The 26,082-nt window shown below is 68.2% G+C and carries 21 protein-coding genes and 2 tRNA genes; 7 read left to right on the top strand and 16 right to left on the bottom strand.

Translation table 11 applies throughout. The features are described from left to right. Positions 1–35: 35 nt before the first annotated feature. Together IAE24_RS11570 and IAE24_RS11565 are read right to left on the bottom strand one after the other, a co-directional pair. Complete coding sequence (locus IAE24_RS11570; protein WP_172642944.1) at positions 36–584, bottom strand: outer membrane lipoprotein LolB; 549 nt, start codon at positions 582–584, stop codon at positions 36–38. Beyond that, positions 581–2,368 carry a tetratricopeptide repeat protein gene (locus tag IAE24_RS11565; protein ID WP_199960332.1) on the bottom strand — a complete coding sequence of 596 codons (1,788 nt, stop codon included), beginning with the start codon at positions 2,366–2,368 and terminating at the stop codon, positions 581–583. Before IAE24_RS11565 ends, IAE24_RS11570 begins: the two co-directional genes overlap by 4 nt. A gap of 61 nt (positions 2,369–2,429) precedes the next feature. Here IAE24_RS11565 and mutM point away from each other — a divergent pair, with 61 nt between their 5' ends. The 3 genes from mutM to mutY all read left to right on the top strand — a co-directional run bounded on the left by mutM (position 2,430) and on the right by mutY (position 6,669). Further along, positions 2,430–3,260, top strand: coding sequence for a bifunctional DNA-formamidopyrimidine glycosylase/DNA-(apurinic or apyrimidinic site) lyase (gene mutM, locus IAE24_RS11560; protein WP_012207227.1), 831 nt, complete (start codon positions 2,430–2,432; stop codon positions 3,258–3,260). A 336-nt stretch (positions 3,261–3,596) separates the two neighbouring features. Then, positions 3,597–5,594, top strand: a complete 1,998-nt coding sequence (locus IAE24_RS11555; RefSeq protein ID WP_013800863.1) for a dynamin family protein — start codon at positions 3,597–3,599, stop codon at positions 5,592–5,594. Positions 5,595–5,598: 4 nt separating this feature from the next. Further along, entirely contained in the window at positions 5,599–6,669 is a 1,071-nt protein-coding gene (gene mutY, locus IAE24_RS11550; protein WP_200016369.1) for an A/G-specific adenine glycosylase, read from the top strand. Positions 6,670–6,690: 21 nt separating this feature from the next. On the opposite strand, the gene IAE24_RS11545 is transcribed toward mutY, so the two are convergent. From IAE24_RS11545 to IAE24_RS11515, 7 genes are all read right to left on the bottom strand, one after another. Then, positions 6,691–6,933 carry a hypothetical protein gene (locus IAE24_RS11545; RefSeq protein ID WP_012207224.1) on the bottom strand — a complete coding sequence of 81 codons (243 nt, stop codon included), beginning with the start codon at positions 6,931–6,933 and terminating at the stop codon, positions 6,691–6,693. Beyond that, on the bottom strand, positions 6,930–8,363 hold the full coding sequence (gene creD / locus IAE24_RS11540; RefSeq protein ID WP_013800865.1) for a cell envelope integrity protein CreD: 1,434 nt from the start codon (positions 8,361–8,363) through the stop codon (positions 6,930–6,932). The genes IAE24_RS11545 and creD overlap by 4 nt, the downstream gene beginning before the upstream one ends. A gap of 110 nt (positions 8,364–8,473) precedes the next feature. Then, complete coding sequence (creC, locus tag IAE24_RS11535) at positions 8,474–9,934, bottom strand: two-component system sensor histidine kinase CreC (RefSeq protein WP_199960330.1); 1,461 nt, start codon at positions 9,932–9,934, stop codon at positions 8,474–8,476. Between the two features lie 16 nt (positions 9,935–9,950). Next, a complete protein-coding gene (creB, locus tag IAE24_RS11530) occupies positions 9,951–10,670 on the bottom strand; it encodes a two-component system response regulator CreB (RefSeq protein ID WP_199960329.1) in 720 nt (239 codons plus the stop codon). A 29-nt stretch (positions 10,671–10,699) separates the two neighbouring features. Next, positions 10,700–11,602, bottom strand: coding sequence for an RNase adapter RapZ (gene rapZ, locus IAE24_RS11525; protein WP_012207220.1), 903 nt, complete (start codon positions 11,600–11,602; stop codon positions 10,700–10,702). 4 nt (positions 11,603–11,606) lie between these two features. Beyond that, positions 11,607–13,382, bottom strand: coding sequence for a DNA repair protein RecN (gene recN, locus IAE24_RS11520; protein WP_096913887.1), 1,776 nt, complete (start codon positions 13,380–13,382; stop codon positions 11,607–11,609). Between the two features lie 2 nt (positions 13,383–13,384). Continuing rightward, positions 13,385–14,281: an NAD kinase gene (locus IAE24_RS11515; RefSeq protein ID WP_012207218.1), complete on the bottom strand. Its 897-nt coding sequence runs from the start codon at positions 14,279–14,281 to the stop codon at positions 13,385–13,387. A 30-nt stretch (positions 14,282–14,311) separates the two neighbouring features. On the opposite strand from IAE24_RS11515, the gene hrcA reads away from it, so the two are divergent. The 3 genes from hrcA to IAE24_RS11500 all read left to right on the top strand — a co-directional run bounded on the left by hrcA (position 14,312) and on the right by IAE24_RS11500 (position 15,716). Continuing rightward, entirely contained in the window at positions 14,312–15,316 is a 1,005-nt protein-coding gene (hrcA, locus tag IAE24_RS11510; RefSeq protein ID WP_034396851.1) for a heat-inducible transcriptional repressor HrcA, read from the top strand. A gap of 67 nt (positions 15,317–15,383) precedes the next feature. Then, positions 15,384–15,462 (top strand) — tRNA-Ile (locus IAE24_RS11505). Between the two features lie 177 nt (positions 15,463–15,639). Further along, positions 15,640–15,716, top strand: a tRNA-Arg gene (locus tag IAE24_RS11500). 80 nt (positions 15,717–15,796) lie between these two features. On the opposite strand, the gene IAE24_RS11495 is transcribed toward IAE24_RS11500, so the two are convergent. The 5 genes from IAE24_RS11495 to IAE24_RS11475 all read right to left on the bottom strand — a co-directional run bounded on the left by IAE24_RS11495 (position 15,797) and on the right by IAE24_RS11475 (position 22,831). Continuing rightward, positions 15,797–18,166, bottom strand: a complete 2,370-nt coding sequence (locus tag IAE24_RS11495) for a CHASE2 domain-containing protein (protein WP_199960328.1) — start codon at positions 18,164–18,166, stop codon at positions 15,797–15,799. A 27-nt stretch (positions 18,167–18,193) separates the two neighbouring features. Beyond that, a complete protein-coding gene (locus IAE24_RS11490) occupies positions 18,194–19,981 on the bottom strand; it encodes a FecR domain-containing protein (RefSeq protein ID WP_233626163.1) in 1,788 nt (595 codons plus the stop codon). Next, on the bottom strand, positions 19,978–20,691 hold the full coding sequence (locus tag IAE24_RS11485; RefSeq protein ID WP_012207214.1) for a response regulator transcription factor: 714 nt from the start codon (positions 20,689–20,691) through the stop codon (positions 19,978–19,980). Before IAE24_RS11485 ends, IAE24_RS11490 begins: the two co-directional genes overlap by 4 nt. A gap of 94 nt (positions 20,692–20,785) precedes the next feature. After that, a complete protein-coding gene (locus IAE24_RS11480) occupies positions 20,786–22,078 on the bottom strand; it encodes a tryptophan--tRNA ligase (RefSeq protein ID WP_199960327.1) in 1,293 nt (430 codons plus the stop codon). A gap of 75 nt (positions 22,079–22,153) precedes the next feature. Then, positions 22,154–22,831 carry a site-2 protease family protein gene (locus tag IAE24_RS11475; protein WP_013800873.1) on the bottom strand — a complete coding sequence of 226 codons (678 nt, stop codon included), beginning with the start codon at positions 22,829–22,831 and terminating at the stop codon, positions 22,154–22,156. 176 nt (positions 22,832–23,007) lie between these two features. Between IAE24_RS11475 and IAE24_RS11470 the strand changes: the two genes are divergently transcribed. Further along, on the top strand, positions 23,008–24,360 hold the full coding sequence (locus tag IAE24_RS11470) for a methyl-accepting chemotaxis protein (protein ID WP_199960326.1): 1,353 nt from the start codon (positions 23,008–23,010) through the stop codon (positions 24,358–24,360). Between the two features lie 105 nt (positions 24,361–24,465). Here the strand turns inward: IAE24_RS11470 and IAE24_RS11465 are convergent, their stop codons facing one another. Then, positions 24,466–25,110, bottom strand: a complete 645-nt coding sequence (locus IAE24_RS11465; RefSeq protein WP_012207210.1) for an L-threonylcarbamoyladenylate synthase — start codon at positions 25,108–25,110, stop codon at positions 24,466–24,468. A gap of 25 nt (positions 25,111–25,135) precedes the next feature. After that, positions 25,136–25,999, bottom strand: a complete 864-nt coding sequence (locus IAE24_RS11460; RefSeq protein WP_013800875.1) for a 3',5'-nucleoside bisphosphate phosphatase — start codon at positions 25,997–25,999, stop codon at positions 25,136–25,138. Between the last annotated feature and the right edge of the window lie 83 nt (positions 26,000–26,082).

Raw genomic sequence — 26,082 nt, 5'->3', positions numbered from 1 at the left:
GCAGGTGGGGATGGAGCAGGCGCGCCCGGCGGAAATCAGGGCGTGTCGAGCACGATGCGCAGCGCGGCCGGCGGCTGCGGGTCATTGCGCCGGGCGGACAGGCGGCCCTGCTCCATGCGGGAGAGGTCGACCTGCCAGCCTGCGGCAGCGGTGGCCCGGCCCTGCAGCCAGTCGAACAGGGCGGCAATGGGCAGATCGCTGCCGGTCAGCTCCTGCACCAGTGCGGGCAGCGAGTCCGAGGTCTTGCGCTCCTCGCCTTGTTGCAGGCTTGCCTGACCCGGCTCCCAGAGCAGACGCGCCAGTGTCGAGCCCAGGGGCGTGAACAGCAGCAGCTCGCCGCGCTGGGGCGTGCCCAGCAGCTCGAAGCCTGCGCTGAAGGATTGGTTTTGCGCATCTTCCACCTGCAGCGCCAGCCGGCCCGCCCAGTGGCCTGCAGCGGTGGGGGCGGCTGCATCGGCCTGCAGCTGGCGGGGTGGCAGGGCGCAGCCGGCCAGGGCCAGCAGTGCGGCGGCGGCCGCCGTGGCGCACAGCTGCCGGCGTGCAAGGGCGGGATGCGGAAACCCGGGCACGGCGCGGTAGCTCAAAGCGAGACGCCCAGGCGGCGCAGGGTTTCGCGCAGGGTCGTGTTGTCGGGACTGGTGGCCAGGCCCTGGCGCCAGATCTTCTGCGCGCGTTCGCGATCACCCTTGGCCCAGAGCACTTCGCCCAGGTGTGCGGCGATCTCCACGTCGGGGCGTGATGCGTAGGCGCTTTCGAGCAGCCTGAGGGCTTCGTCCAGGTCGCCCCGGCGGAATTTCACCCAGGCAAGGCTATCGGTGATGAAGGGGTCGCCAGGCGACATTTCCAGCGCCTTGCCGACGAGCTTTTCGGCTTCATCCAGATGGATGCCGCGTTCGGCGAAGGAGTAGCCCAGCGCGTTGTAGGCGTGCTGGAAATCAGGCTGGCGCGCGATGATGCCGCGCAGCAGCCGCTCCATTTCGTCATGCTTGCCAATGCGCTCCGCCAGCAGGGCGGTGTCGTAGGCGAGCTCGGCATCTTCAGGGTCCTGCTTTTGCAACTCGGCCTGCAGCGCGTAGGCCTGGGCATTTTGATTGGCATCGCGCAGCAGCTGCACTTCGGCCAGGCGCTTGAGCCGCTGCTGGCTGGGGCCGCTGGCGGGCACGGCCTCGATGAGGGCGCGGGCTTCCTTGAGCTTGCCCTGGCGCGCGAGCAGGGCGGCACGGCGCGCCTGCACGCTCAGCAGGTTGGGCGCGTCGTCGATGCGGCGCAGCAGGGCGTCGGCCTCGGCGAACTTGCCCCGCTTTTCTGCAATCTGGGACTGCAGCAGGTAGTACTGGGACTGGGCCGCACTGCGCGCCACACCGGCGGGAATCTGCGGCACGAGCTTGCCAAAGCGCTCGGTGGACGCCTGGGCTGCATCCACGTCGTTGGACTGCAGCTGCAGCGCGGCCAGGGTGGCCCAGGCTTCGGCGTAGTCGGGGGAATCCACGGTGATGGAGACCAGCTGCTGGCGGGCCTCGTCCATGCGCTGCTGGCCCAGCAGCACGCGGGCATAGGCCATGCGCATCTGGGCTGAAGGGTTCTTGGCCAGGTAGCGTTTGACGATGGGCTCCGCCTCGGGCATGCCGGCTTCCAGCAGCTCCATGGACAGCAGGGCCACGGGGCCGGTATCGGGTGTCAGTGCCTGTGCCTTTTGCACGGCCTGCATGGCGGCAGCCTTCTGCCCGGCGCCCAGGCGCATGTGGCCGATGGTGGCCCAGGCCAGGGGGCCGCTGGCGGGGTTGTCGGTCTCGCCAGCCATGGCCTGCTCGACCACATCGGCGGCCAGGGCCTTGTCGCTGGCGTTGTTGTAGAGCTGGGTGATGCCCAGGTAGGTGGCGGGCTTGGAGGGCGCAGGCGTGGCCTCGATCTCGCGCTTGAGATAGCTGCCGGTATCGGCGATGCGGTTCAGTGCCACCAAGATCTGGAGCACGAAGCGGTTGGCGTCGCGGGACTGGGGAAAGGCGTCCAGCCAGGCGCGGGCATTGGCCAGTGCGCGTTCACCTGAGCGCGACTGCAGCGCCAGCTCGGTGCCGCGCCGGTACAACTGCTCGCTGCCGCTGGTGCGTGCGGCCTCCATCATCATGGCCTGGGCGTCGCCCAGCGCACCTTCGCTGGCGGCGATCTCGCCGACCAGGATCTCGTAGAACAGCTCGGCGTTGAGGGCGGCGCGATCGTCCTCCGCAGAGGCGGCGGCGGACGAGGGAGGTTCGGGGGATTCCGTCTCGATGGTGGCTGCGGTCTTGCCTGGGAGTGCCCAGGCAGTGGCGGAACCCATGGCCAGGGCTGCTGCCACGGCAAGTCCCTGAAGGCGAAGGCGATGATCCATCGAACCATAATAATCGAAGCCCAGACCACATTTCGCACAACTACAGCACAACCCGGATCGCATGCCTGAATTGCCAGAAGTAGAAGTCACGCGGCGCGCTTTTGCCGCGCAGATCGCCGGAGCGCGCATTGAATCCGTGGCCTTGGGCAAGCCCTTGCGCTGGCCGTTGGGCATTGCCCCCGAGCTGCTGGCCGGGCGCGATGTGCACGGCGTGCGTCGGCGCGGCAAGTATCTGCTGATGGAGCTGAGCGAGGGCCTGCTGATGCTGCACCTGGGCATGTCGGGCAGCCTGCGTTTCGTGGCCCCCCATGAAGCACCGCTGGGGCCTGCAGGGACGCATGACCATTTCGACCTGCAGACCAGCAAGGGCCTGCTGCGGCTGCACGATCCGCGGCGCTTTGGTGCGGTGATGTATGTGGCGGCCGAGAGCGATCCCTGGGCGCGCAGGCTGCTGGACCATCTGGGGATGGAGCCGCTGGATGACAGTTTCTCGTTCGAGACCTTCCGGGCCGGCCTGAAGGCCAGCCGCACGCCCATCAAGCAATTGCTGCTGAACGGCAGCGTGGTCGTGGGCGTGGGCAATATCTATGCGTCCGAGGTGCTGTTCATGGCGCGCATCGCGCCCACGCAGCCGGCCTGCGAGGTCGGGCCGCGCAAGGTGCGCCGGTTGTTCGAGGAGATCCGCCGCGTGCTGGCCCTCGCGGTGGAGCAGGGCGGCACGACGCTGCGCGATTTCTCCGCGCCCGACGGCATGGCCGGCCACTTCCAGCTGCAGGCCAAGGTCTATGGCCGCGAAGGCCTGCCCTGCACGCACTGCGGCTCGCCCGTGCAAATGCTGCGCCAGGGGCAGCGCAGCACCTACTTCTGCGCGCGGTGCCAGAAGGCGGGATGATCGCTTCAAAAAACGGAGCGAATGCTCAACGTCTCGTAACGCCTGTTGCGGCTGCATTGCAGCAGGTCTCGCGAAGCATTTGCAGAAAACGCCTGTTTCTTCAAATTTCAGGCACCAGCCACCGCAGATTGATGGTGAAATATTGTTTCATTTGTAAATAAACGATATTTTGCCCTTAATCCCCCCGCTCCAGGGGCCGGCCTTGGGGCGCCGCAGCAGGCAAAACGGGGCGACGGTGCTATATTTTGAAGAGAACAGGCATCACGCTTGCGGCGCAATGTCGAGGCGATCACTAGGCATCGGCAGACATTGGCGATGCAATGGCGGGGGAAACACGTGGGACCATCATTCAACGAGCAATTCGACCAGCACGGCGCATGGCGCCGCGGCTTTGCGCAGCAATTGCATGCGCTGCGCGAATGGCTGCAGTCCCAGGAGCTGCTGGATGTCGCAGTGCAGGAGCGGCTGCAGCGGCTGGAAGCCCAGGTGCGTGGCGACAAGGTCATGGTGGCCTTCGTGGCCGAGTTCTCGCGCGGCAAGTCCGAGCTGATCAATGCGGTCTTCTTCGCCCACTATGGCCGCCGCCTCATGCCGGCCAGCGCAGGGCGCACGACCATGTGCCCCGCCGAGCTGGGCTGGGAAGCCGAGCTGCAGCCCAGCCTGCGCCTGCTGCCCATCGATACGCGCGAATCGCTGGAAAGCCTGGGCCAGTGGCGCGCCCGTCCCGAGGCCTGGCTGCAGCTGCCGCTCGACGTGAACAATGCCCAGCAGATCGCCGACACGCTGGCCAAGGTGGCCGAAGTGCGCAAGGTTTCCGTGGAACTGGCGCGGACCTGGGGTTTCTGGCATGACGAGGACCAGGGCGGCAATCCCTTCGTGGATGAGCAGGGCCTGGTGGAGGTGCCCATGTGGCGCCATGCGCTGATCAACATGCCCCATCCCCTGCTCAAGCAGGGTCTGGTCATTCTGGATACGCCCGGCCTGAATGCCGTGGGCGCCGAGCCCGAGCTGACCGTCAACCTGATCCCCCAGGCCCATGCCGTGGTCTTCGTTCTGGCGGCCGATACCGGCGTGACCAAGTCCGATCTGGCCATCTGGCGCGACCATGTGCTGCCGCCCGATGTGGCTTCGGGCCAGCATGCGCTGGCCGACTCCCGCCTCGTGGTGCTCAACAAGATAGACACGCTCTGGGACAGCCTGAGTTCCGCGTCGCAGGTGCAGGCCCAACTGCAGCGCCAGCGCCAGGAGTCGGCACAGATGCTGGGCCTGCCCATGGAGCGGGTGCTGCCCGTGTCGGCGCAAAAGGGTCTGGTGGCCAAGGTCTCCAGCAACGATGCGCTGCTGCAGGCCAGCGGACTGCCCGTTTTCGAGAACATGCTGGCCGAGGGCATCATGGGCCAGCGCCAGAAGGTGCTGCAGACGGCCGTCAGGGCCAATGTGCAGCAGTTGCAGGTCGAGGTGGAGCGCGTGCTCAACATCCGCCGCCGCGACCTGGACGACCAGATGGCCGAGCTGCGCAGCCTGCGCGGCAAGAATGCCAGCGTCATCGCCTCCATGCGCCACCGCATCGAGAGCGAGCAGCAGGATTTCGATGCCAGCGCCGCCAGGATCCAGGCCGTGCGGCTGGTGCACATGCGCATGCTGCGCGACATCTTCCGCCAGTTGGGTTCCAGCGCGCTCAAGCAGGAACTGGTCGATCTCAAGGATGCGCTGGAGCAGCGCGGCCTGAAGCTGGGCGCCCGCAAGGTCTATGCCGAAACCTTCGAGCGCCTGCGCACCGTGGCGACCCGCGCCCAGGCGCAGGCCGGAGAGATCCAGTCCATGCTGGGCGCGACCTTCAAGGAACTCAATGCCGAGTTCGGCTTCTCGCTGCAGGCTCCGGCCCAGCTGGAACTGGCCGAGTTCGGCGGCGACCTGCAGCGCATCGAGGCCAGCTACACCCAGTACCTGGGCCTGGGCCACGCGCTCAGGCGCAGCAATCCTGCGTTTGCGCAGCGCCTGATCAAGGCGCTGGCGATGCGGTTGCGCACGGTGTTCGAGTCTGCGGCCAACGACGTGGACATGTGGAGCAAATCCGCCACGGCCCAGCTCGATGCCCAATTGAAGGAGCGCAAGCGCAGCTTTGCCCGCCGCATCGAAGCGGTGGACCGCATACAGAATGCGGCCTCGGGCCTGGTGGAGCGCATTGCCGAGATCGAGACCGCCGACGAACAGCTCACGGCCTTGCAGCTGCAGCTGGGGCAGGCCACCATGGAACTGCTGCAACCCCTGTCCCCGACGCCCGCCTTCCCCGGCCTGGCAAAGGCTGCGCAGGAAACTTCACTGACTGCTTGATATCTTGACCTTTCCCTCGATTGCCACGCCCATCGTGCAGTGGCAGGCGTCGCATGGACGCAATCACCTGCCCTGGCAGCAGACGCGCGATCCCTACCGTGTCTGGCTCTCCGAAATCATGCTGCAGCAGACCCAGGTGAGTACCGTGCTGGGCTACTACCAGCGCTTTCTCGATGCCTTCCCCGATGTCGCCAGCCTGGCGGCTGCACCGCAGGACGCGGTGCTGGCGCTGTGGAGCGGCCTGGGCTACTACAGCCGCGCGCGCAACCTGCACCGCTGTGCCCAGGCCGTGGTCGAGGACTGGGGTGGTGCCTTTCCCGGCAGGGCCGAGGATCTGGCCACGCTGCCCGGCATAGGCCGGTCCACGGCGGGCGCCATCGCCTCCTTTTGCTTTTCCGAGCGTGTGCCCATCCTCGATGCCAACGTGCGGCGCGTGCTCACGCGCGTGCTGGCCTTCGATGCCGATCTGGCTGTTGCGAGGAATGAGCGCGAACTGTGGGACCTGGCCCAGCAGCTGTGCCCCACCGAGGACCTGCAGCAGGCCATGCCCCGTTATACCCAGGGCCTGATGGACCTGGGTGCCACCATCTGCACGCCGCGCAAGCCCAGCTGCCTGGTCTGTCCGCTGCAGCCGCAGTGCCGGGCAGCCCGCTTTGGCAATCCCGAAAACTATCCCGTGCGAACGCGCAAGCTCAAGCGCAGTTCCGAGGCCTGGTGGCTGCTGATCGCCGTGGACGGGCAGGGCCGCGTCTGGCTGGAGCGCCGTCCGCAGCAGGGCATCTGGGCGGGGCTTTATGCGCCACCCGTGTTCAACGGGCGCGAGGCACTGGAGCAGGCGGTGGCACAGCATTGGCCAGGAACGGCGCCCCTGGACTGGACCGATCTGCCCGCCTTCCTGCATGTGCTCACCCACCGCGATCTGCACCTGCATCCGGTGCGCGTGCGCGTGCAGGGCGGCGGCATCGATGCCGCCCCGCCGGACGGCCAGGGCTGCTGGGCCGATGCCGGAGCCTGGGCCGACATGGGCCTGCCAGCCCCCGTGCGCAAGCTGCTGGATGCGCAATTTGCGGGCTGAGGCCACGGCCGGCCCGGCTGGCTAGAACCTGCGGCGCGGCAGCAGCAGGGCGCATCGCAGCAGCATCCAGGCCAGCCACTGTTCCCGTGCGCCGGGCGTGCGCCTGGCGCGTGCGGTGGCGTCGGCAATGTGCAGGCGCAGGGAGCCAAGGGCATGGCGGTCCCCGCTTTGCACGGCCTGTTGCCAGGCCTGTTCGCAGCGCTGGCGCTCCAGCGCCTGATTGTCCGGGCTGCGGATATCGCTGATGGCGGTGATGGTGCTCATGGCTGCAGCGCTCCCACGGTGGGTGGGGTGCCCGCGTCTTCACTGGAGCGGTCGCCATCCTGCCGGCCGAAGGCATACCAGTCCACATGCCGCGTGCAGACCATGATCAGGGCCAGCACCGCGAACAGCGCGATCGATCCCACGATGAGCGCGCTTTGCTCCAGTTGCAGCAGCACGTACAGCAGGCCGTAGAGTGCGGCGATGCCCGCCGCAAACGGCAGGCCGCGGCGCAGGCTGCCCAGGATGTGGCTGGCGTAGTAGGCCAGCAGCAGCACGCAGGCCGAGGCGGCAATGCCGTAGGCGCTGGCAAATCCCATGTGCTCCGACAGGCTGATCAGCAGCAGGAAGAAGCTGCACAGCGCCGATCCCACCAGCAGGTACTGGATGGGATGCACGCGCAGCTGCTTGAGCACCTCGAACAGGCCGACGGCCACGAAGGTCAGCACCACGAAGAGCAGGCCGTACTTGGTGGCGCGGTCGCTCAACGAGTAGGCGTTGATGGGGTCCACGAAGTCGGTGTCCAGCGATTCCAGGCAAGGGCCGCTGTTGGGGGCATGGGCGGTGGCCGCGTATTCCTCCATGTCGCGGCGGCCGGGCTGGCACAGCGGCTGCTGGTCGGTGAAGGCCTGGCGTGCGGACGAGGCCAGGGCCGAGAGGTTCCAGCTGGCTTCGAAGCCCTTGTCGCTGATCTCCCGCCGGTTGGGCAGAAAGCTGCCACCGAACGAGGGATGGGGCCAGTCGGCCGACAACTGGACCTGGCTGTGGCTGCCTAGCGGCACGAAGGCCAGCTTTTCGGTGCCCACCAGTTCCAGGGCAATCTTCAGTTCAAGGGGCCCGTCCTTCTTGAGCAGGGCCGGCGCCAGTTCCGCCTGCAGGCCCTGCGAGTAGCGCTCCAGTGATGTGCCGGGGCCCACGTCCAGGCTCTTGCCATCGGCTTCGATGGTGGCCGAGCGTATGCCGCGCGGATCGGTGAGCGACAGCGCCACGCGCAGTGCGCCGCAGCGCACGGTCTGGTTGGCCGCCGTGTCGATGGAGGGCTTTTCCAGGTACTGGGCGGCGTTCGTGAAGCTGGCGCTGATGCTGTCCTGCATGGCATAGGTGCTGACCTGGTGCAGGCCGCGCGAGCGCTCCTCCATGCGCGCCGTGGCCTGGTGGCGCAGTTGGTCGGGCAGCAGCATGCGCTGGAACTGGCGCGTGGTCCATTCGGTCTTGCTGCCTTTTTCCAAGCCCGTGGTCTCGGTGCAGTTTTGCACCAGCACCGGGCCCATCAGCGTCTGGCGGCCAGCCAGGCTGGCGACCACGCCCTGCACGGCGTTGTCGCGGTTGCGTATGCGGTCCCGCACCACGTCGTGTATCAGGCCCAGGCCCAGCATCAAAAGGCCCAGCATGACCAGCAGGGCCACGCCTTTGGCAAGCAGTCGGTTCTTCATTCCACATCCCGTTCGTTGATCGTGGATGCAGTCTGGGCGGGGGCTGTGTGGCCGGAATGAAGTGTGTGAAGCGGGTGTGAAGTCGGATTCGCAGGGCCGATATGGGGGCGTCAGTGTGCCCGCAGTGGCCAGTTCAGCGTGACACGCAGCCCGGGCTGGGCGTTGGTGGCCTGCATGCTGCCGCCGTGCAGCAGCATGATGCGCAGCACGATGGACAGGCCCAGTCCCGTGCCACTGCGCTCCCCGTTGGGGCGGGGGGTGGTGAAAAAGCGCTCGCCCAGCCGGCCGAGTAGCGCCTCGGGCACGCCGGGGCCGTGGTCACGCACGCTGACGCGGCCGGGCTCCAGGTCCACGTGGATGCTGCTGCCCTCTGGGGCGAAGTCGATGGCGTTGCTCAGCAGGTTGCTCAGGGCCAGCACCACCAGGTCCTGCTCCCAGGGGCCGCTGCTGTCCTGGCCTCGCAGTACCAGCTGGATGCGGCGCTGGTGCGCTGCGCTGTGGACTTGCGCCATGGCCTGTTCGGCACAGGCCTGCAGGCTGCAGGCCGTGTGCGGGTGCAGGGCGCGGCGCTGCTCCAGCTGGCTCAGGCGCAGCAACTGGTCCACGAGGTTTTGCAGGCGCTGGCATTGGTCCACCACCTGGCGCGCGAACAGTTCGCGGTCGGCCGATGGCAGGTCTTCCTGCAGCAGCTCGCCTGCGCCCCGGATGGCAGCCACGGGGCTCTTGAGCTCGTGCGTGAGGGCGCGCACATAGCCTTCGATGTAGTCGCGCCCTTCCAGGCGGCTGCGCATGTTTTCCATGGCGCGGGCCAGTTCGCCCAGCTCGCCGGGCATGCGCGGGGCTTCGGGCATGGGCGGGGCGGTGGTGGGCGAGGCGGCCTCGTTGAGCGTGGGCGCCTGTACCTGCTGGGCATAGCTGCGCAGGCGCCGCACATGGATGACCAGCCACCAGGTGACGGCAAATCCCACGCCGGCCGACAGCAGCAGGAACAGCAGGCCGCCGCGCAGCATCTTGCTTTCCGCGCTGTCCACGATCTTCTGCACCGAGTGGGCAGGCTTGGAGGCGGTGAGCACGCCCGCCACGCGGCCATCGACCACGATGGGTGCCGAGACATACATGACGCTGCTGGCCTCGTCGCTCTGCACCTCGCGCGTGGTGCGTGCGCCGTATTCGCCGCGCAGCGTGCGGTACACGTCGCGCCAGCGCGAGTAGTCGGCGCCCTGGTCCAGCCCGGCGGAGTCGAACAGCACCAGGCCCTTCTGGTCCGTGACGGTGACGCGCATGTCCAGGCTGGTCTTGCGTGTGTCCCAGATCCAGACCTTGACGGTCTGGTTGGCATAGGCCTGCATGTGGTGCGCGAAGCGGCTGTCCGCGGGGCTTTGCTGCAGCACGCCGCTGGCCATGTCGTCGCTGGCCAGCGCGGCCAGGGCGTAGGCGGTCTCGACCAGCGTGTCCTCGGTCACCTTGCGCACGCTGGGCTTGACTTCGACCATGAAGACGCGCAGCACGAAGAATGCGGCCAGGCCGTTGATGACGAAAAAAGCGAAGAACAGCCGCAGTCCGAGGCGCATGGCGTGCTGCGGTGGCTCAGCCCGGCAGCGTCAGGCTGTAGCCCATGCCGCGGTGGGTGGTGATGAAGTCCTGCTGCGGCGCCTGGGCGCGCAGCTTGGCGCGCAGGGTCTTGACGTGCGTATCCACGGTGCGGTCCGTGCTGTCGCTGTCCTGGCCCCAGATGCTGTCGAGCAGGAACTCGCGGCTGAGGATGCGCCCGGGGCGCTCCAGCAGGCAGCGCAGCAACTGGTACTCGCGCCGCGTCAGCTCCAGGGGCACGCCCTGCATGCGCACGCGCTGGCCTTGCGTATCGACGCTGAACAGGGCATCGGCCGGCGCTGCGCTGGCCGTTGGCGCGGGCTGCAGGCGCTGCGCACGGCGCAGCAGGGCGCGGGTGCGGGCCACCAGCTCGCGCGGGCTGAAAGGCTTGGTCAGGTAGTCATCGGCGCCCAGTTCCAGACCCAGCACGCGGTCCATTTCCTCGCCGCGTGCGCTGAGCACCAGCAGCGGCACGGCGGCACCGGCCTGGCGCAGCTCGCGGCACCAGTCCAGGCCGTTGCCATCGGGCAGGCCCACGTCCAGCAGCAGGGCATCGGGCGGCTGCGCCTGCCATTGCGCGCGTGCATCGGCCAGCTGCAGGCAGTGGCGCACGGCGATGCCGTCGCGCTCCAGCGCATAGCAGACGGTGCGCGCGATGGCGGGGTCGTCCTCCACCAGCAACACACGCGGGGCGTTCGTCATCGGCAAGCCTTGCATCGCAGTGTTCCGGAGGCGGGGCCTGGCGCTCAGACGTCGTGCGCAAGCAAGTCGGCAGGCTTGAGCGTGGGCCGGCTGTCCAGCGAGCGGTGCCGGCACAGCGTGGGCCAGCGCGGGGCAAAGTGCCGCGCCAGTTCCTCGACCAGGAAGACCGAGCGGTGCTGGCCCCCCGTGCAGCCGATGGCCACGGTGACATAGCTGCGGTGGTTGCTGGCCATCATGTCCAGCCAGGACTCCAGGAACTGCTGGATGTCTCGGCGCATCTGGTCCACGCCGGGCTGCTGGCGCAGGAACTCGGCCACGGGCGCGTCCATGCCGGTCAGCGGGCGCAGCTGGGGTTCGTAGTGCGGGTTGGGCAGCATGCGCACATCGAACACATAGTCGGAATCCGAGGGCAGGCCGTGCTTGAAGCCGAAGGACTGGAAGACCAGCGTCATCTGGCCCACCGGGGCCGCAATCAGCTCCTTGATATAGCTTTGCAGCTGGGACGAGCGCAGGTGGCTGGTGTCGATGACATGCGACTTCTCGCGCAGGTCGCCCAGCAGCTCGCGCTCGGTTTCTATGTCCTGGACCAGGGCGCGGCGGCCTTCGGCGACCGGCCCCTGCGACAGCGGATGGCGGCGCCGGGTTTCGGAGAAGCGCCGCACCAGGGTGCCCGTGGTGGCGTCCAGAAAGACCAGATGGGGCACGACGCCCTGGCGCTGCAGCCGTTCCAGCTGGCCGGGCAGGTGGGGCAGTCCGCCGGCGCTGCGCGCATCCATGGCAATGGCCACCTTGTTGCTGTGGCGGCCGTGCTCCAGTTCGACGAAGGCGGACAGCAGCTCGGGGGGCAGGTTGTCCACGCAGTAGTAGCCGGCATCCTCCAGCGCATGCAGGGCGACGGATTTGCCCGATCCGGACATCCCGGTGATCAGCACGATCTCAAGCGACATGGCATCAGCCTCCATTGGTATTGCGCGCGCCGTTGGCCGCGCGTCCCGGCTTGGACCGTGTGCGGTCGGCATCGGCCTGGGGCCGCTGCCGGCCGGCCCGTCGCGGGGGTGGGCGGGGTGCAGGTGCCTGGCGCGCCATGGCCAGCATTTCGCGGGCATGGGCCATCGTGGTTTCGGACTGGCGCTCGCCACCCAGCATGCGCGCCAGCTCTGCCTCGCGTGCGGCGCTATCCAGCGGCTGCACGGTGCTGAGCGTGCCTTGCCTTGCGCGCTGCTTGGCCACCAGATAGTGCTGGTCGGCGCAGGCGGCAACCTGCGGCAGATGGGTGACGGACAGCACCTGCCGCGATCGGCCCAGTGCGTGCATGAGGCGGCCCACGGTTTCGGCGACGGCGCCGCCCACGCCCGAGTCCACCTCGTCGAAGATCAGCGTGCCGGCCTCGCCGAGCTCGCTGGTGGTCACGGCAATCGCCAGCGAAATGCGCGACAGCTCGCCGCCCGATGCCACCTTGGCAATCGGCTTGGGACTGGCCCCAGGATGGCCGGCGACCAGGAAGGCCACGCTGTCCACGCCAAAGGCACCGGGGGAGTCGGCCGTGGACAGGGCGGCCTCGAACAGGCCGCCTTCCATGCCCAGGCCCTGCATGGCCTGGGTGATGGCGCGCGACAGGCGCGGCGCGGCCAGGGCGCGCTGCTGCGACAGCACCCGGGCGCTGGCCTGGTAATGCTGCTGCGCGGATTGCTCGGCAGCATGCAGGGCCTCGATGTCCACGGCGGCGTCCAGCTGCTGCAGCTCCTGGCGCCAGCCGGCCAGCAGTGCCGGCAGTTCATCGGGCGTGCGGCGGTAGCGGCGCGCCAGCTGCATCCACAGCGACAGGCGTTCATCGAGCTCGGCCAGGCGCTCGGGGTCCAGGTCGGCGCGGCGCAGATAGCTTTGCAGCGAATGGCGCGCATCCTGCGCCTGGGCCATGCATGAGGCCAGCACGTCGGCAATGTTCTGGAAGTCGGGCTCCAGGTGCTCCTGGTTCTGGATCAGGTGGCTGGCGCGGCCCAGCGGAGTGATCACGCCGGCCTCGTCGTCCTCCAGCATCTGCAGCGTGGTCTGGGCGGTGTCGATCAGGGTCTGGGCGTGCGACAGGCGCGTGTGCTGGGCATTGAGCTCGTCCCACTCGTCGGCCTGCGGGGCCAGCTTGTCGAGTTCGGTGATCTGCCACTGCAGCCGCTCGCGCTCGCGCTGCAGGCTGTCCTGAGCGGATTGCGCATGCTGCAGCGCCTGCCGGGCCTGGGACCAACGGCTCCAGCAGCCCTGGACCTCGCGGCTGTCGATGCCCGCATAGGCGTCCAGCAGCGCGCGCGCCGCATCGGGCCGCGTGAGGCTTTGCCAGGCATGCTGGCCGTGGATGTCGATCAATTGCTCACCCAGGGCGCGCAGCTGCGTGGCCGTGGCTGGTGTGCCGTTGATCCAGGCGCGGCTGCGGCCCTGGGTGTCCACCGTGCGCCGCAGCAGCAGGCCGCTGTCCTCGCAGGCCAGGCCTGCGGCCTCCAGCCAGGGGCGCAGCCGCGCGCAGCCGTCGAACTCCACGCAGATGTCGGCCTGGGTGCAGCCTTCGCGCACCACGTCGGCGTCGGCGCGGGCGCCCAGGGCCAGCTGCAATGCGTCGATCAGGATGGATTTGCCGGCGCCGGTCTCGCCGGTCAGCACGGTGAAGCCCGCATGCCAGTCCAGATCCAGGGCCTGCACGATCACGAAGTCGCGCAGCACGATGCGCTTGAGCGCCATGGTCAGGCGCCTCCCTCGTTCCAGCCCAGTTTCTTGCGCAGCGTGGCGAAGTAGTTCCAGCCCTTGGGATGCAGAAAGCGCACGCTGTGGTGGGCGCGGCTCACGAGGATGCGGTCGCCGTGCTGCAGCGAGGCCAGGGACTGCATGTCGAAATTGGCGCTGACATCGCGCCCGGCCACGACCTCGATCGTGACCTCGTTGGCATCGGACAGCACGATGGGGCGGTTGGACAGGTTGTGCGGCGCAATGGGTGCCATGACCCAGGCGGGGATGGAGGGGTGCATCATCGGCCCGCCGGCGGACAGCGCATAGGCCGTGGAGCCCGTGGGCGTGGCCACGATCAGGCCGTCGGCGCGCTGGTTGGAGACAAAGCGGCCGCCCACCTCGATGCGCAGCTCCACCATGCCCGAGGTGCCGCCGCGGTTGACCACCACGTCGTTCATGGCCAGGGCCTCGAACACGCACTGGCCGTCGCGGATCACGCGGGCGCACATCAGAGGACGCAGGTCCTCCTCGTATTCGCCCTGCAGCATGGGCGTGAGCGTGGCCTCGAAGTCCTCCAGCGCGATGTCGGTGACAAAGCCCAGGCGGCCCTGGTTCACCCCGATCAGGGGCGTTCCGTATTGCGCCAGGTGCCGGCTCACGCCGAGCATGGTGCCGTCGCCGCCGACGACCAGGCCCAGGTCGCAATGCCTGCCCAGGCCATCGACATCGAGGGTGGGGTAGTCTGTGAGCCCTGCGTGCAGGGCCGATTGGGTATCAAGCACGACTTCGCAGCCCTGGCGCCTGAGGAAGTCCGCAATGCGCTCAAGCGCGTTGCTGGCATTCTCGGACGGGGCGCTTGCGCTGGGAGCGTGGTACTTCCCGATCAAGGCAACGTGGCGAAACGTGGACGTCATTTCTGGAAATTACATCATTAAAATCATCACATGCTCGACGAACGTGCCAAGTTGTTGCTCAAAGCGCTGATCGAGCGTTATATCGCTGACGGCCAGCCTGTGGGCTCGCGAACCCTGTCGCGTGCGTCGGGGCTTGAATTGTCGCCTGCCACGATACGCAATGTGATGGCTGACCTCGAAGACCTGGGGTTGATCATCAGCCCGCACACCTCGGCGGGCCGCATTCCGACCGCCCGGGGCTACCGGCTGTTCGTGGACACCATGCTCACTGCAGACCGTGCCGATATCGTGACGCCCGAGCTCGCGCCCGAGCAGCCGCAGAAAGTCATCGCCAACGCCGCCAACCTGCTGTCCAGCCTTTCCCAGTTCGTGGGCGTGGTGCTGGTGCCGCGCCGCACCTCGGTGTTCAAGCACATCGAATTCGTGCGGCTGTCGGAGCGGCGCTTTCTGGTCATCATCGTATCGCCCGACGGTGACGTGCAAAACCGCGTCATCTTCACCGACGTGGACTACTCGTCCTCGCAGCTGATCGAAGCCTCCAACTTCCTCAACAGCCACTACGCGGGCCTGGCCATGGAAGAGGTGCGCGAGCGCCTCAAGGGCGAGGTGGAGCTGCTGCGCGGCGAGGTGGCCACGCTCATGCAGGCGGCCGTCAACATCGGCACGGAGGCCATGACCAGCGCCCAGGAGGACGTGGTCATCGCGGGCGAGCGCAACCTGCTGTCGGTCAGCGATTTCTCCAGCGACATGGGCAATCTGCGCCGCGCCTTCGACCTGTTCGAGCAAAAGACCCAGATCCTCAGGCTGCTGGATTTTTCCAGCCAGGCGGAAGGCGTGCGCATCTACATCGGCGGTGAAAGCCAGGTCGTGCCTTTCGAGGAGCTGTCCGTGGTCAGCGCGCCCTACGAGCTCGACGGCAAGGTGGTGGGTACGCTGGGCGTGATCGGGCCCACCCGCATGCACTACGACCGCATGATCCAGATCGTGGACATCACCTCCAAGCTCGTCAGCAATGCGCTGAGTCACAAGCGCTGAGTCCTGCGGGTTAGGCTCTACAATAGTTGTTTGCCATGGCCTGCATCCGTGCTGCCTTGGTGAATCAGGGGCCTTAGCTCATGCTTGGTTAGAGCAGCGGACTCATAATCCGTTGGTGCCCAGTTCGACTCTGGGAGGCCCTACCATCCATTGGTATGAAAAGCCTGCCGCCTTTCCGGGCGGCAGGCTTTTTTGCTGGGTGCACGGCGCTGCATGGCGATGCCATCGCCCGGTTGCCAGGGAATGCGGTCGCCGGGTTTTTTGCAGAAATATGGCGCTTTTGTCCGGGAGCCCCAAAACCCGCTGCTACAATGCGAAGCGTTGCGGCTGTAGCTCAGCTGGATAGAGTACTTGGCTACGAACCAAGGGGTCGTGGGTTCGATTCCTGCCAGCCGCACCAAAAAACGCAAAGCCCTGAAGTTGAAAGACTTCAGGGCTTTTTCGTTTTCTGCATCTGCATCCGCATCCCTGGGATGCCAGTCAGGCCTGTTCCGCTTTCGGCAGCACGATGCTGAAGGCGCTGCCCTGGCCGGGCGTGCTTTCTATCTCAAGCTGCCCGCCATGTCGGGCGGCCACGGTGCGCACGAAGGCCAGGCCCAGGCCCACGCCGTCGAGGTGCTGGTGGTGGTCCAGGCGCTCGAACGGCTGGCTCAGCCGGGCGACGGCCTTACCATCCATGCCGGGCCCGTGGTCCCGGATGGTGATGCGGCAATGGCCTGCGTCCTGCTGCAGCAGGCATTGCACCGTGGCGGGGTTTGCCTGATCTGCGCGCGCTCCGTATTTGATGGCGTTGCCGATCAGGTTGACGGCCGCGCGGTGGAGCATGCCCGCATCGCCCAGCACGGGGCATTCCTGTTCGGGCAGGTGGAACTCCAGCTGCACGTGGGCCGCAGAGGCCTGGGCCCAGCAGCTTTCCACGGCCTGGTCCAGCACCAGGCCCAGGTCCAGCCGTTCCCGGCGCAGCGCCTGCTGCTGGGCGCGTGCCAGGTGCACGAAATCGTCGGCCAGCTGCAGGGAGGCCTGGGCATAGCCTTCGATGCGCGGCAGCAGGAGGCCGAGGTCGGGCGCCTGTACGGCGCCGCGCTGCATCTCCAGCAAGGTGATGATGGATGCCACGGGCGCACGGATGTCGTGCGAGATGAACTGCATGGCCAGGTCGCGCTGGGCCTGGGCGCTGCGCAGATCGCTGATATCGACCAGGGTGATCAGCCAGCCCGTGGTCGGCGGTGCCTCGAAGGTCTGGGTCAGCAGCATCAGGCTGCGTCCCATGGGGTCGCGCCCCTCGCTGCTGGGCGGCAGGCCGTGGGTGGCAAGTGCCTCGGGCGTGAGCAAGGGCTGGCCGGCGGATGCGCCGGCTGCCGTCTCCAGTGCCCGCAGACCATCGAGCAGCCGGGGCAGGGCATCGCCGGCCCTGAGGCCATGCCCCAGGCTGCGTGCATAGGCGTGGGCTGCGGCATTGGCCAGCAGCACATGGCCCTGCCGGTCGCAGACAAAGGTGGGCGAGGGCAGCTGGCGCAGGCTTTCGCTGACGAAATGGTGCAGGGCGCGCAGTTGGCGCGAAGCCTGCTCCACGGCCGCGATGCGCTGGTCCAGCAGGTCGCCGCCCAGGCGCAGCGCGGTGGGCAGGCCCTGCCCCTGCAGGTCGCGCAGTTCCAGCGCCAGAAAGCGCGCGGCGGCGCGCAGGCGCAGCCAGCTCCATAGCGGATAGGCCAGGGCCAGGCCCAGCAGGCCGGCTGCAGGCGCCGTCTGCACCTGCCACAGGCGCGGTGCAAGCCCGGCCAGCGAAAGGCAGGCCAGGGCCAGCAGCGCGCAGGCCAGCATGCCGCCCGACGGGCCCAGCCAGGCCAGGGCCAGCAGGGCCAGCAGCACGGCTGCCGCATTGAGCGCGCGGTTGAGCGTGGCCGACGCGGGATGCACATGCGAGCCCTGCAGGCTGCCGTTGAGCACATGGGCCAGCATCTCCACGCTGGAGATGGGCCGCGCGCTGGTGCCCAGCGGTGCGGTGAAGCGGCTGCCCAGGCCGGTGGCCGTCGTGCCGATGAGCACGTATTTGCCGCGGAATGCCGCTGCAGGAATGCGGCCGCGCAGCACGTCGATGTAGGAATAGGTGGTGAAGGGCGAGCGGTCCCTGGCGCCTTGCTCCGGCCTGGCCTGTGCAAAGGCAATGATCTCCTGCTGGCGGCGTTGCCAGGAGGGCGAGTCGGGGTCCATGGGCGGCACGGGCTCCGGGCGGGCGCATGCGCGGCCGTTCTCGCCCACGCAGTGCAGGGCCAGCGCCATGTGCCACCAGGGCTGCTGCGCACTGCCTTCTATGGCATGGAAGCCGCGCACCGCGCCATCGGCGTCCACGGGCAGCTGGGTATGGCCCAGCGCCGCTGCGGCCTGTGCGAAGGCCGGCAGCGGGCCGCTGCCTGGCGCCACGGGCAAGACGGTGCGGCCGCTGCGCTGCAGAACGCGCGCCAGCAGCAGGTCGTCGCCGGGGTAGTCCAGGTCTTCCTCGCTGAGCATCACGTCCAGGCCTATGGCGCGCGGCGGTGCCTGGCTGATGCGTTCCAGCAGGCCGGCGTGCAATGCGCGGCGCCAGGGCCAGCGGCCAATGGCGTCGATGCTGGCATCGTCGATGGCGACGATGACGATGTCCTGCGATGCCTTGGGGCGGTGCAGCCAGCTGGCCGTGTCCTGTACGAAGCCGTTGATGCGGTCGAGCTGCCCGTCGCCGCTGAGCCAGAACACCAGGGACAGCAGGCCCGCCGCTAGCAGCAGCCAGTCTCGCCGCAGTCCACGGCCACGCGCAGGCGCTGGCTGCGCCGGCGTGGCGGGGCTGTCAGGCAGAGGCGGCTGGGTGGACAAGCGCGGTCAGGGAATGAACGGGCACGGCTACTGGCGCTGCAGGCGCTCTCCGTTGCCCGAATGCATCATCTCGCCGCTGGCATCGACGATCCAGCTGCCGGTGCGGAACTGGCGCGCGGCCGAGAAATCGCTGCGCAGGCCGTTGGCATCCTCGATCTGCAGGCGCAGGTAGTAGCTGCCTGCGGGCAGCTCCTCGGTGCTCCACTGCGGCTGGTCGGTCCAGAGGTCCACCAGCGGCGCGGTGAACTCCTGGTCGCGAGCCACCATGACGTGGTAGCGCTGGCCGGGCTCGCCGCTCCAGCGGATCTGGCGGCTGCCTTCGGCCGGGCCGTCGCCCATCTGCAGCGCGCTGGCCGAGGGCTGGGGAGGAACGGCCGCCAGTTGCATGGCCTGGGCGGCGGCAAATGGGCCCTGGTCGGGCTGTCCATCGGCCAGCGTGCGAATGCTGGCGGCACGCCAGAGATAGCGTCCGGCCGGCAGGCGGGCCAGCGTGGTGGCGGGCAGTGTGCAGTCTTTCAGGTCGCGTGCATCGATGGCGGGTTCGGCAAAGCCGGCCTGCACATCGGTAGAGACGACCTGGATGCGGTAGCGCGCGGCGCCCACGACCTGGGTGCATTGCAGGCTGGCGCGGCCCAGGCCCACGGTGGCGTCGGCCTGGGGGGATTCATACAGCGGCGGCACGGGATGGGCCTTGACGCGCAGGGCGCGGCGGCTGGCGGCGCCCGGAATGCCCTGGGCATCGATGCCGCGCAGGGACAGCACGTAATCGCCGTCCTCCACGCCCGCCAGGCGCAGCGGCGATGCCGTGGCCTGGAAGCTGGCGCTGCGCAGCACCTGGGTCATGTCCGCATCGCGCGACAGCTGTAGCTGGTAGCGCACGGCGCCCGGCAAGCCAGGCAGGGGCAGGCTTATCCAGTTGGCGTCTTCCGCCAGCGCGGGCCACGCCGTGATGTCGGGCGCACCCAGCATGGGGCGGGGCTCGCCTACGCGGCCATTGGCGGCCACGGCCACGCCCTGGCCCGGGCGCAGCAGCGCATCGCCAGTGTTCGCGCTTGAAGCGTCGGAGCCCACGGCGACGGTGCCTTCATCGACGGCCGCCGCCGTGCTGCCGGCGGCATCGGCCTGGACCAGGAAGCGGGTGCCGCGCACGCTGGTCGATGCAGCGGGCGTGCGGATCTCGAAGCGGCGCTGTGCGTTGCCGGGCTCGGGCGGCACCGAGGCCTCGACGCCGCCCTCGCGCAGGTCCAGCACGGACTGCAGGCTGCCGGCACGGCCCTTGCGGCGCATCTGGCGCAGCACCACATCGGACTGCGACTGCACGCGCACCAGGGAGCCATCGGCCAGGCGCACGGCGACGAATGCGTCCGGGGCCAGCTGCAGGCGCTCGCCTTCCTGCAGCGTCTGTCCCTTGCGCAAGGGCTGGCCCGCATCGTCTCCGGCCACGCCCTGCGTATCGGCCAGATGGTCCAGCGGGCGCGTGCTGCGTGCATCGCCCTGCACGAATTCCACGGAGGCCACTGCGGCGCGCAGCAGGCGCACGGGAATCTCCAGCACGGAGCCGGGCCGCAGGCGGTAGGGATTGGACACGCCGTTGTGCTGCTGCAGGTCGGTCCACTGGCGGGCATCACCCAGGTAGCGGGCCGCCAGCTGCTCCAGCGTGTCGCCGGCGACGACCCGGTGTGCCATCGTGTCGCCGTTGCGGCCCACGGGTTTGATCTGGGCCTGTGCGCCGCCCAGGCCAAGCAGGCCGAGAGCGGCCAGCATGCAGGCCCGCGATACGGGCCTGCCCAGGGCGGCAGGCATGTGTACGGTCATGATGCCTGCTGCAGCGCCTGCAGCGCTGCGTCGGGCACATCGAGGCGATAGCCATAGCCGTACACGGCACTGATGGCGTAGGGCTGTCCGGCGCGCAGGTTCAGCAGGGCGCGCAGGCGCGAGATATGCGTGTCCAGCGAGCGCGACTGCACTTCGGCGTTGTGTCCCCACACGGCTTCGCGCAGGTGCTCGCGCGACAGCAGCCGGCCCTGGTTCTGGAACAGGGTCAGGGCCAGCGTGTACTCGCGGTGCGTCACCTCGATGGGCTGGCCATGCATTTCCAGGCTGTTGGTGGTGGTGAGGAAACGGTAGGGGCCGAACTCCAGCACGCTTTGCGTGTTCACCGGATAGGCGCGGCGCAACAGGGCGGCCATGCGCGCGCGCAGCTCGGCATGGCGCACGGGCTTGACCATGAAGTCGTCGGCGCCGCAGGACAGGCCCTCGACGATGTCGGCCTCTTCGCTGCGGTGGGTGATGATGAGGATGGGCAGCTCGCGGCTGACATGGCCACGCGCCCATCGCACCAGGTCCGTTCCTTCCATGTCCGGGAGGTGCCAGTCCACGATCAGCAGGTCGAAGCTCTCGCGGCGAAGCTCCAGTTGCAGGGCCGAGCCCGTCTGGTAGGTGTGGCAGCTGTGGCCCGTCTCCAGCGCGACCTGACGCAGCATCTCCAGTTGCAGCGGATCATCGTCCAGAGCAGCTATACGCATCCAAATGTCCTTTCACGCACGCGCCGCAATCCCGGCGCCGAGCCCGCGGGCAAGACTGCCCGCAAATAGGCGGTTTCTCAAGCGAAGCTTACCCTTACTCTGCGGCATCGCGCAGTTGCTGCAGGGCGGCCAGCACCAACTGGGGGTCTGCGGGCTGCAGCCGGGGCTGCAGTGCGGACAGGGCCGCCTCGCCTTCCTTTTGGAGCTGGCCAATGGCCTGGCCGGCTTCCTTGGGGGCGTCGAAGCCCAGGCTTTGCAGCAGCAACTGGCCGTCGGCGGCGACGAGCTTGAAGTAGAACTTGCCGTCGGCTTCGCGGTATTGCTTGAACTGGGGCAGGGCCTGCCTGGCGGCCTTGGCCTTGGCGGCCACGGGCGCCTGTGCCAGGCTGCGCAGGCCGACGGCCGAGCGCAGTTCGCGGATCAGGGGCAGGGTCTCGCGGCGGGCCTTGGCGGCGCCGGCCTGCAGGATGTCCTCCAGCTCGGCAGGGTGGGCCACCAGGTGCTCGTAGCGCTCGCGCATGGGCGCCAGCTCGCGGTCGATGCGCTCGAACAGCTGCTGCTTGGCGTCGCCCCAGGCAATGCCTTCGGCGTATTGGCGGCGCAGTGCCTCGGTTTCCTCTTCGGTGGCAAAGCCCTGGTAGATCTGGAACAGGGCCGAGCCCTCGACTTCCTTGGGCTCGCCGGGCGTGCGCGAGTCGGTGGTGATGCTGCCGATGAGCTTGCGCAGCTGCTCGCGCGAGGAGAACAGCGGGATGGTGTTGTTGTAGCTCTTGCTCATCTTGCGGCCATCCAGGCCGGGCAGCGTGGCCACGTTCTCCTCGACCTGCGCCTCGGGCAGCGTGAAGAACTCGCCGCCGTAGATGTGGTTGAAGCTGGAGGCCATGTCGCGCGTCATCTCGATGTGCTGGACCTGGTCGCGGCCCACAGGCACCTTGTGCGCATTGAAGGCGAGGATGTCGGCCGCCATGAGCACGGGGTACATGAACAGGCCGGCGGTCACGCCGTCATCGGTCTCGGTGCCGTCCGCGTGGTTCTTGTCCACGGCCGCCTTGTACGCGTGGGCACGGTTGAGCAGGCCCTTGCCGGTCACGCAGGTCAGCAGCCAGCACAGCTCGGGGATCTCGGGAATGTCGGACTGGCGGTAGAAGGTCACATGCTCGGGGTCCAGCCCGGCCGCCAGCCAGCTGGCCGCGATCTCGATGGTGGAGCGCTGCACGCGTGCCGGGTCCTGGCATTTGATCAGGGCGTGGTAGTCGGCCAGGAAGTAGAAGTTCTCGACCTCGCGCGAGCGGCTGGCCGCGATGGCCGGGCGCAGCATGCCGGCATAGTTGCCGAGGTGCGGGGTTCCGCTGGGAGTGATGCCGGTGAGGAAACGGATGGTGCTCATGACGGGAGGCTTCGACAGGCAAGAAAGAAAAACAGGGAGCCGCAGAGACAGCCGGTGGGCCGTTCTGCAGCGCGTTCAGCGCAGCAGCGCGATCAGCGGGGTCAGCGCGAAGTCGATCACGGCGTAGCCCAGGTCCATCAGCGGGCGCAGCCACAGGCTGCCGACCACGCCGGCGATGACCAGGCCCATGACGATGAAAAAGCCCCAGGGCTCGATGCGCGCCACCCACTGCGCCTGACGCCAGGGCAGCAGGCCGACAAGGATGCGGCCACCGTCCAGCGGCGGCAGCGGAAACAGGTTGAAGGCCCACATCACCAGATTGACCAGGATGCCGGCGCGGCACATTTCTATGAAAAAGCGCTCGCCCACGCCCGATCCCACCAGAACCACCAGCAGCACGCCCCACAGCAGGGCCTGCACGAAATTGGAGGCCGGGCCTGCCAGGGCCACCCAGATCATGTCGCGCTTGGGGTTGCGCAACTGGTCGAAGCGCACGGGCACGGGCTTGGCGTAGCCGAACAGAAAGGCGCCCGAGGTGGCGAAGTACAGCAGCAGCGGCATCAGGATGGTGCCGATGGGGTCGATGTGCTTGATGGGGTTGAGCGTGATGCGTCCCATCATGGCGGCCGTGTTGTCGCCGAAGTGGCGCGCGGCATAGCCATGGGCTGCCTCGTGCACCGTGATCGCGAAGAGCACGGGCAGGGCATAGATGAGTACGGTCTGGATGAGGTTGGAGATGTCCACGGCGGGCATTGTCTCAGACGCTGGCCACCCTTGCCGCTGGCAGCCGCCAGAGCCCGTGCGCTGCGCTCTGGCCGCGTGGATATGGTGGTTTCCCGCAGATTGGCAATGCCCCATTCTGTGTTGCAAAATGAAACACCGATGAGATGGTTCCCTCAACAGGTTTTTCACCAAGGCCCTCGGGCCATATGTACAAGAGGTGGCACGTGGGCGTACTGGGCTTGGGCAGGCTGCCGATAGGCTGGCGGCTGGTGATTGCGTTCGGCGGTATCAATCTGCTGGTCTTCACGATGATGACGGTCACGGTGTTTTCACTGGGGCAGGCCGAACAGGCGCTGGCGGCCGGGGGAGCGACCACGGTGGCCGAGCAGGCGCTGGTGCATACGCGCTGGTGGGTGCTGGGGCTGGGGGCCGCCGTTTGCGTGCTGGCCCTGGTGGCCTGGTTCAGCCTGCGGCGGGGAATCGTTCAGCCGCTGGGCCAGGCCATCCTGATTGCCGAGACCGTGGCGGCCGGTGATTTGAGCCAGGAGTTCTCGACCGAACTGCAGGGCGACTTCGGCCGCCTGCTGGGCGCGCTGGGCACCATGGAGGACACGCTGACCGAGCTGGTCGGCCGCATCAAGCAGTCCACGGATTCCATCGGCCTGTCGGCTGGCGAGATCGACGCCGGCAACTCCGACCTGTCGCGCCGCACCGAGGCCCAGGTCTCGGCGCTGGCCCAGACGGCCGCCAGCATGGAGCAGCTCACCGCCACCGTGCGCCAGAACGCCGACCGCGCGCATTCGGCCAGCGGCCTGGCCGTCGATGCCTCGTCCACCGCCAAGCGCGGCGGGGCCGTGGTGAGCGAGGTGGTGCAGACCATGGAGGCCATCAGCGGCAGCTCGCGCAAGATCGTGGACATCATCCAGGTCATCGAAGGCATCGCCTTCCAGACCAATATCCTGGCGCTCAATGCGGCCGTGGAGGCGGCGCGTGCGGGCGAGCAGGGCCGGGGCTTTGCCGTCGTGGCCAGCGAGGTGCGCAGCCTGGCCGGGCGCTCGGCCGAGGCCGCCAAGCAGATCAAGGAACTGATCACCACCAGCGTGCGCCAGGTGGAAAGCGGAGCCGGCCTGGTCAACCAGGCGGGCGCCACCATGCAGGAAATCGTGGGCGCCGTGGGCCAGGTATCGGGCCTGCTGGGCGAAATGTCGCAGGCGCTGCGCGAGCAAAGCGAGGGCATCGCCCAGGTCAACGCGGCCGTGGGCCACATGGACAGCGCCACCCAGGAGAACGCAGCCCTGGTGCAGCAGGCCTCGCGCGCGGCCTCGGCGTTGAGCGAGCGCGCCCAGGATCTGGAGCAGGCGGTGGGCGCCTTCAAGCTCGATGACGAGCCCGAGTCTGCGGCGGGCGCGGGGTTCTCGGCAGCGCAGGCCAGGCCCGCGCTGGCCCCGTCCGTTGCCGTGGCGCCCACAGTAAGTTTGCCAAGTTCGCCAAGGCCGCCGCAGCGTACGCCGACGCCTGCGGCCCGGTCGCTGCGGTCGCTGGAATTGGCGCAGCACTGATCTGCATCTCTCTCGTCAGCGTCCCTTCACAACACAAACGCCGGGCTTGCCCGGCGTTTGTCTTTCATGCGGTGCGGAGCATGGCCCCTGCCCGGGCCATCTTCATCAGGCCATCTCAAGGCCCAGGGCGTCCAGGCTGCCCCTTCCCTGGCGCACCACGGTCGGCGGATTGCCCAGGGCCATGGGAACCAGGTCGATCACGGTGGTCGGCTCCGAAGGGCAGGCGCCTGCATCGACGATGGCGTCAAGCTCGTGGGGAAAGCGCTCCAGGATGGCGTCCGCGTCGTGCAGGGCCTCGGTCTCGCCCGGCGGGATCAGCGTGGTGGCGATCAGCGGCTCGCCCAGTTGCTCCAGCAGCAGCTGCGTGCCCTTGCGGTCCGGCACGCGCAGGCCGATGGTCTTGCGCGAGGGATGGCTCAGGCGCTTGGGCACTTCCTTGGAGGCTTCCAGGATGAAGGTGTACGGCCCCGGCGTGGCCAGCTTGAGCAGGCGGTACTGGCGGTTGTCCACGCGCGCATAGCTGGACAGCTCCGACAGGTCGCGGCACAGCAGCGTGAGATGGTGCTTGTCGTTGATCTGCCGGATGCGGCGAAGCCGCTCCACCGCAGGGCGGTCGTCCAGATGGCAGACCAGCGCGTAGCTGGAGTCCGTGGGAATGGCCAGGATGGCGCCCTGGCGCAGCATGTCGGCGGCCTGCTTGATGAGACGGGGCTGGGGATTGTCGGGGTGGGCTTCGAAGCGTAGGACCATGGTGTGCGTTGTTGGCGGGAGGAGCTCAGGCCAGCTGTATGCGCTCGCTCAGCAGTTCCCATACCGGCGTCAGCTGGCCCGGCAGGTAGGGCAGGTCGCCCAGATCGGTGTGCGATTCCTCGGGGCTGTGGAAGTCGCTGCCGCGCGATGCGGCCAGGCCGAATTCGCGCGCCATGTCGGCATAGATGGTGTATTCGCTGGGCCGGTGGCTGCCGGTGACGACCTCGACGCCCTGGCCGCCATGGGCCTTGAATTCGGAAAACAGCGCGTATTCCTCGTTGGCGGTGAGCGCGTAGCGGGCCGGATGGGCGATCACCGCCACACCGCCGGCCTGCGTGATCCAGCGCACGGCATCGGCCAGGCGGGCCCAGGTGTGGGGCACGTAGCCGGGATGGCCTTCGGTCAGGTAGTGGCGGAACACCTCGCCCGTGTCGCGGCAGCGGCCGGATTCCACGAGAAAGCGTGCGAAATGGGTGCGTGAGATCAGGCCGGGATTGCCGGCGAAGCGCAGCGCGCCTTCGTAGCTGCCTTCGATGCCGGCCAGCTCCAGCTGGCGGGCCATCTCGCGGGCGCGTGGGCCGCGCCCGTCGCGCGTGGCGTGCAGCCCTTCGAGCAGGGCGGGGTCGTCCGCGTCAAAGCCCAGTCCCACGATGTGCACGGTGGCACCTGCAAAGCTCACCGAGATCTCGGCGCCCGTCAGGTAGTCCATGCCGCAGGCGCGTGCGGCGGCGGCGGCGCGGTGCTGGCCGCCGACTTCGTCATGGTCGGTCAGCGCCCACAGCTGCACGCCCCGGGAGGCGGCGCGTTCGGCCAGTTGCTCCGGCGTCAGCGTTCCATCCGAGACCACGGAGTGGCTATGCAGATCGGCGTTCAGATAAGACTTGGGCACCGGTCCATTGTAGGTGTCGGTGCTTTTCCGAGCCGGGCAGTGCGGCTGGGGGACTTCCCTGAGTGCGGGTTAACAGGCCTCAA

The sequence above is a fragment of the Delftia sp. S65 genome (genome assembly GCF_016516495.1).
Lineage (GTDB): Bacteria > Pseudomonadota > Gammaproteobacteria > Burkholderiales > Burkholderiaceae_C > Comamonas > Comamonas acidovorans.
This window is presented reverse-complemented; position numbering and strand designations above follow the sequence as displayed.

Coding starts and splice junctions, on each gene's coding strand:
- creB (WP_199960329.1), bottom strand. CDS start 10,670: ATGCAAGGCTTGCCGATGACGAACGCCCCGCGTGTGTTGCTGGTGGAG.
- IAE24_RS11565 (WP_199960332.1), bottom strand. CDS start 2,368: ATGGATCATCGCCTTCGCCTTCAGGGACTTGCCGTGGCAGCAGCCCTG.
- IAE24_RS11475 (WP_013800873.1), bottom strand. CDS start 22,831: ATGCCCGCCGTGGACATCTCCAACCTCATCCAGACCGTACTCATCTAT.
- hrcA (WP_034396851.1), top strand. CDS start 14,312: ATGCTCGACGAACGTGCCAAGTTGTTGCTCAAAGCGCTGATCGAGCGT.
- IAE24_RS11470 (WP_199960326.1), top strand. CDS start 23,008: ATGTACAAGAGGTGGCACGTGGGCGTACTGGGCTTGGGCAGGCTGCCG.
- creC (WP_199960330.1), bottom strand. CDS start 9,934: ATGCGCCTCGGACTGCGGCTGTTCTTCGCTTTTTTCGTCATCAACGGC.
- IAE24_RS11465 (WP_012207210.1), bottom strand. CDS start 25,110: ATGGTCCTACGCTTCGAAGCCCACCCCGACAATCCCCAGCCCCGTCTC.
- rapZ (WP_012207220.1), bottom strand. CDS start 11,602: ATGTCGCTTGAGATCGTGCTGATCACCGGGATGTCCGGATCGGGCAAA.
- IAE24_RS11485 (WP_012207214.1), bottom strand. CDS start 20,691: ATGCGTATAGCTGCTCTGGACGATGATCCGCTGCAACTGGAGATGCTG.
- IAE24_RS11545 (WP_012207224.1), bottom strand. CDS start 6,933: ATGAGCACCATCACCGCCATCAGCGATATCCGCAGCCCGGACAATCAG.
- mutM (WP_012207227.1), top strand. CDS start 2,430: ATGCCTGAATTGCCAGAAGTAGAAGTCACGCGGCGCGCTTTTGCCGCG.
- recN (WP_096913887.1), bottom strand. CDS start 13,382: ATGGCGCTCAAGCGCATCGTGCTGCGCGACTTCGTGATCGTGCAGGCC.
- creD (WP_013800865.1), bottom strand. CDS start 8,363: ATGAAGAACCGACTGCTTGCCAAAGGCGTGGCCCTGCTGGTCATGCTG.
- IAE24_RS11480 (WP_199960327.1), bottom strand. CDS start 22,078: ATGAGCACCATCCGTTTCCTCACCGGCATCACTCCCAGCGGAACCCCG.
- IAE24_RS11490 (WP_233626163.1), bottom strand. CDS start 19,981: ATGACCGTACACATGCCTGCCGCCCTGGGCAGGCCCGTATCGCGGGCC.
- IAE24_RS11515 (WP_012207218.1), bottom strand. CDS start 14,281: ATGACGTCCACGTTTCGCCACGTTGCCTTGATCGGGAAGTACCACGCT.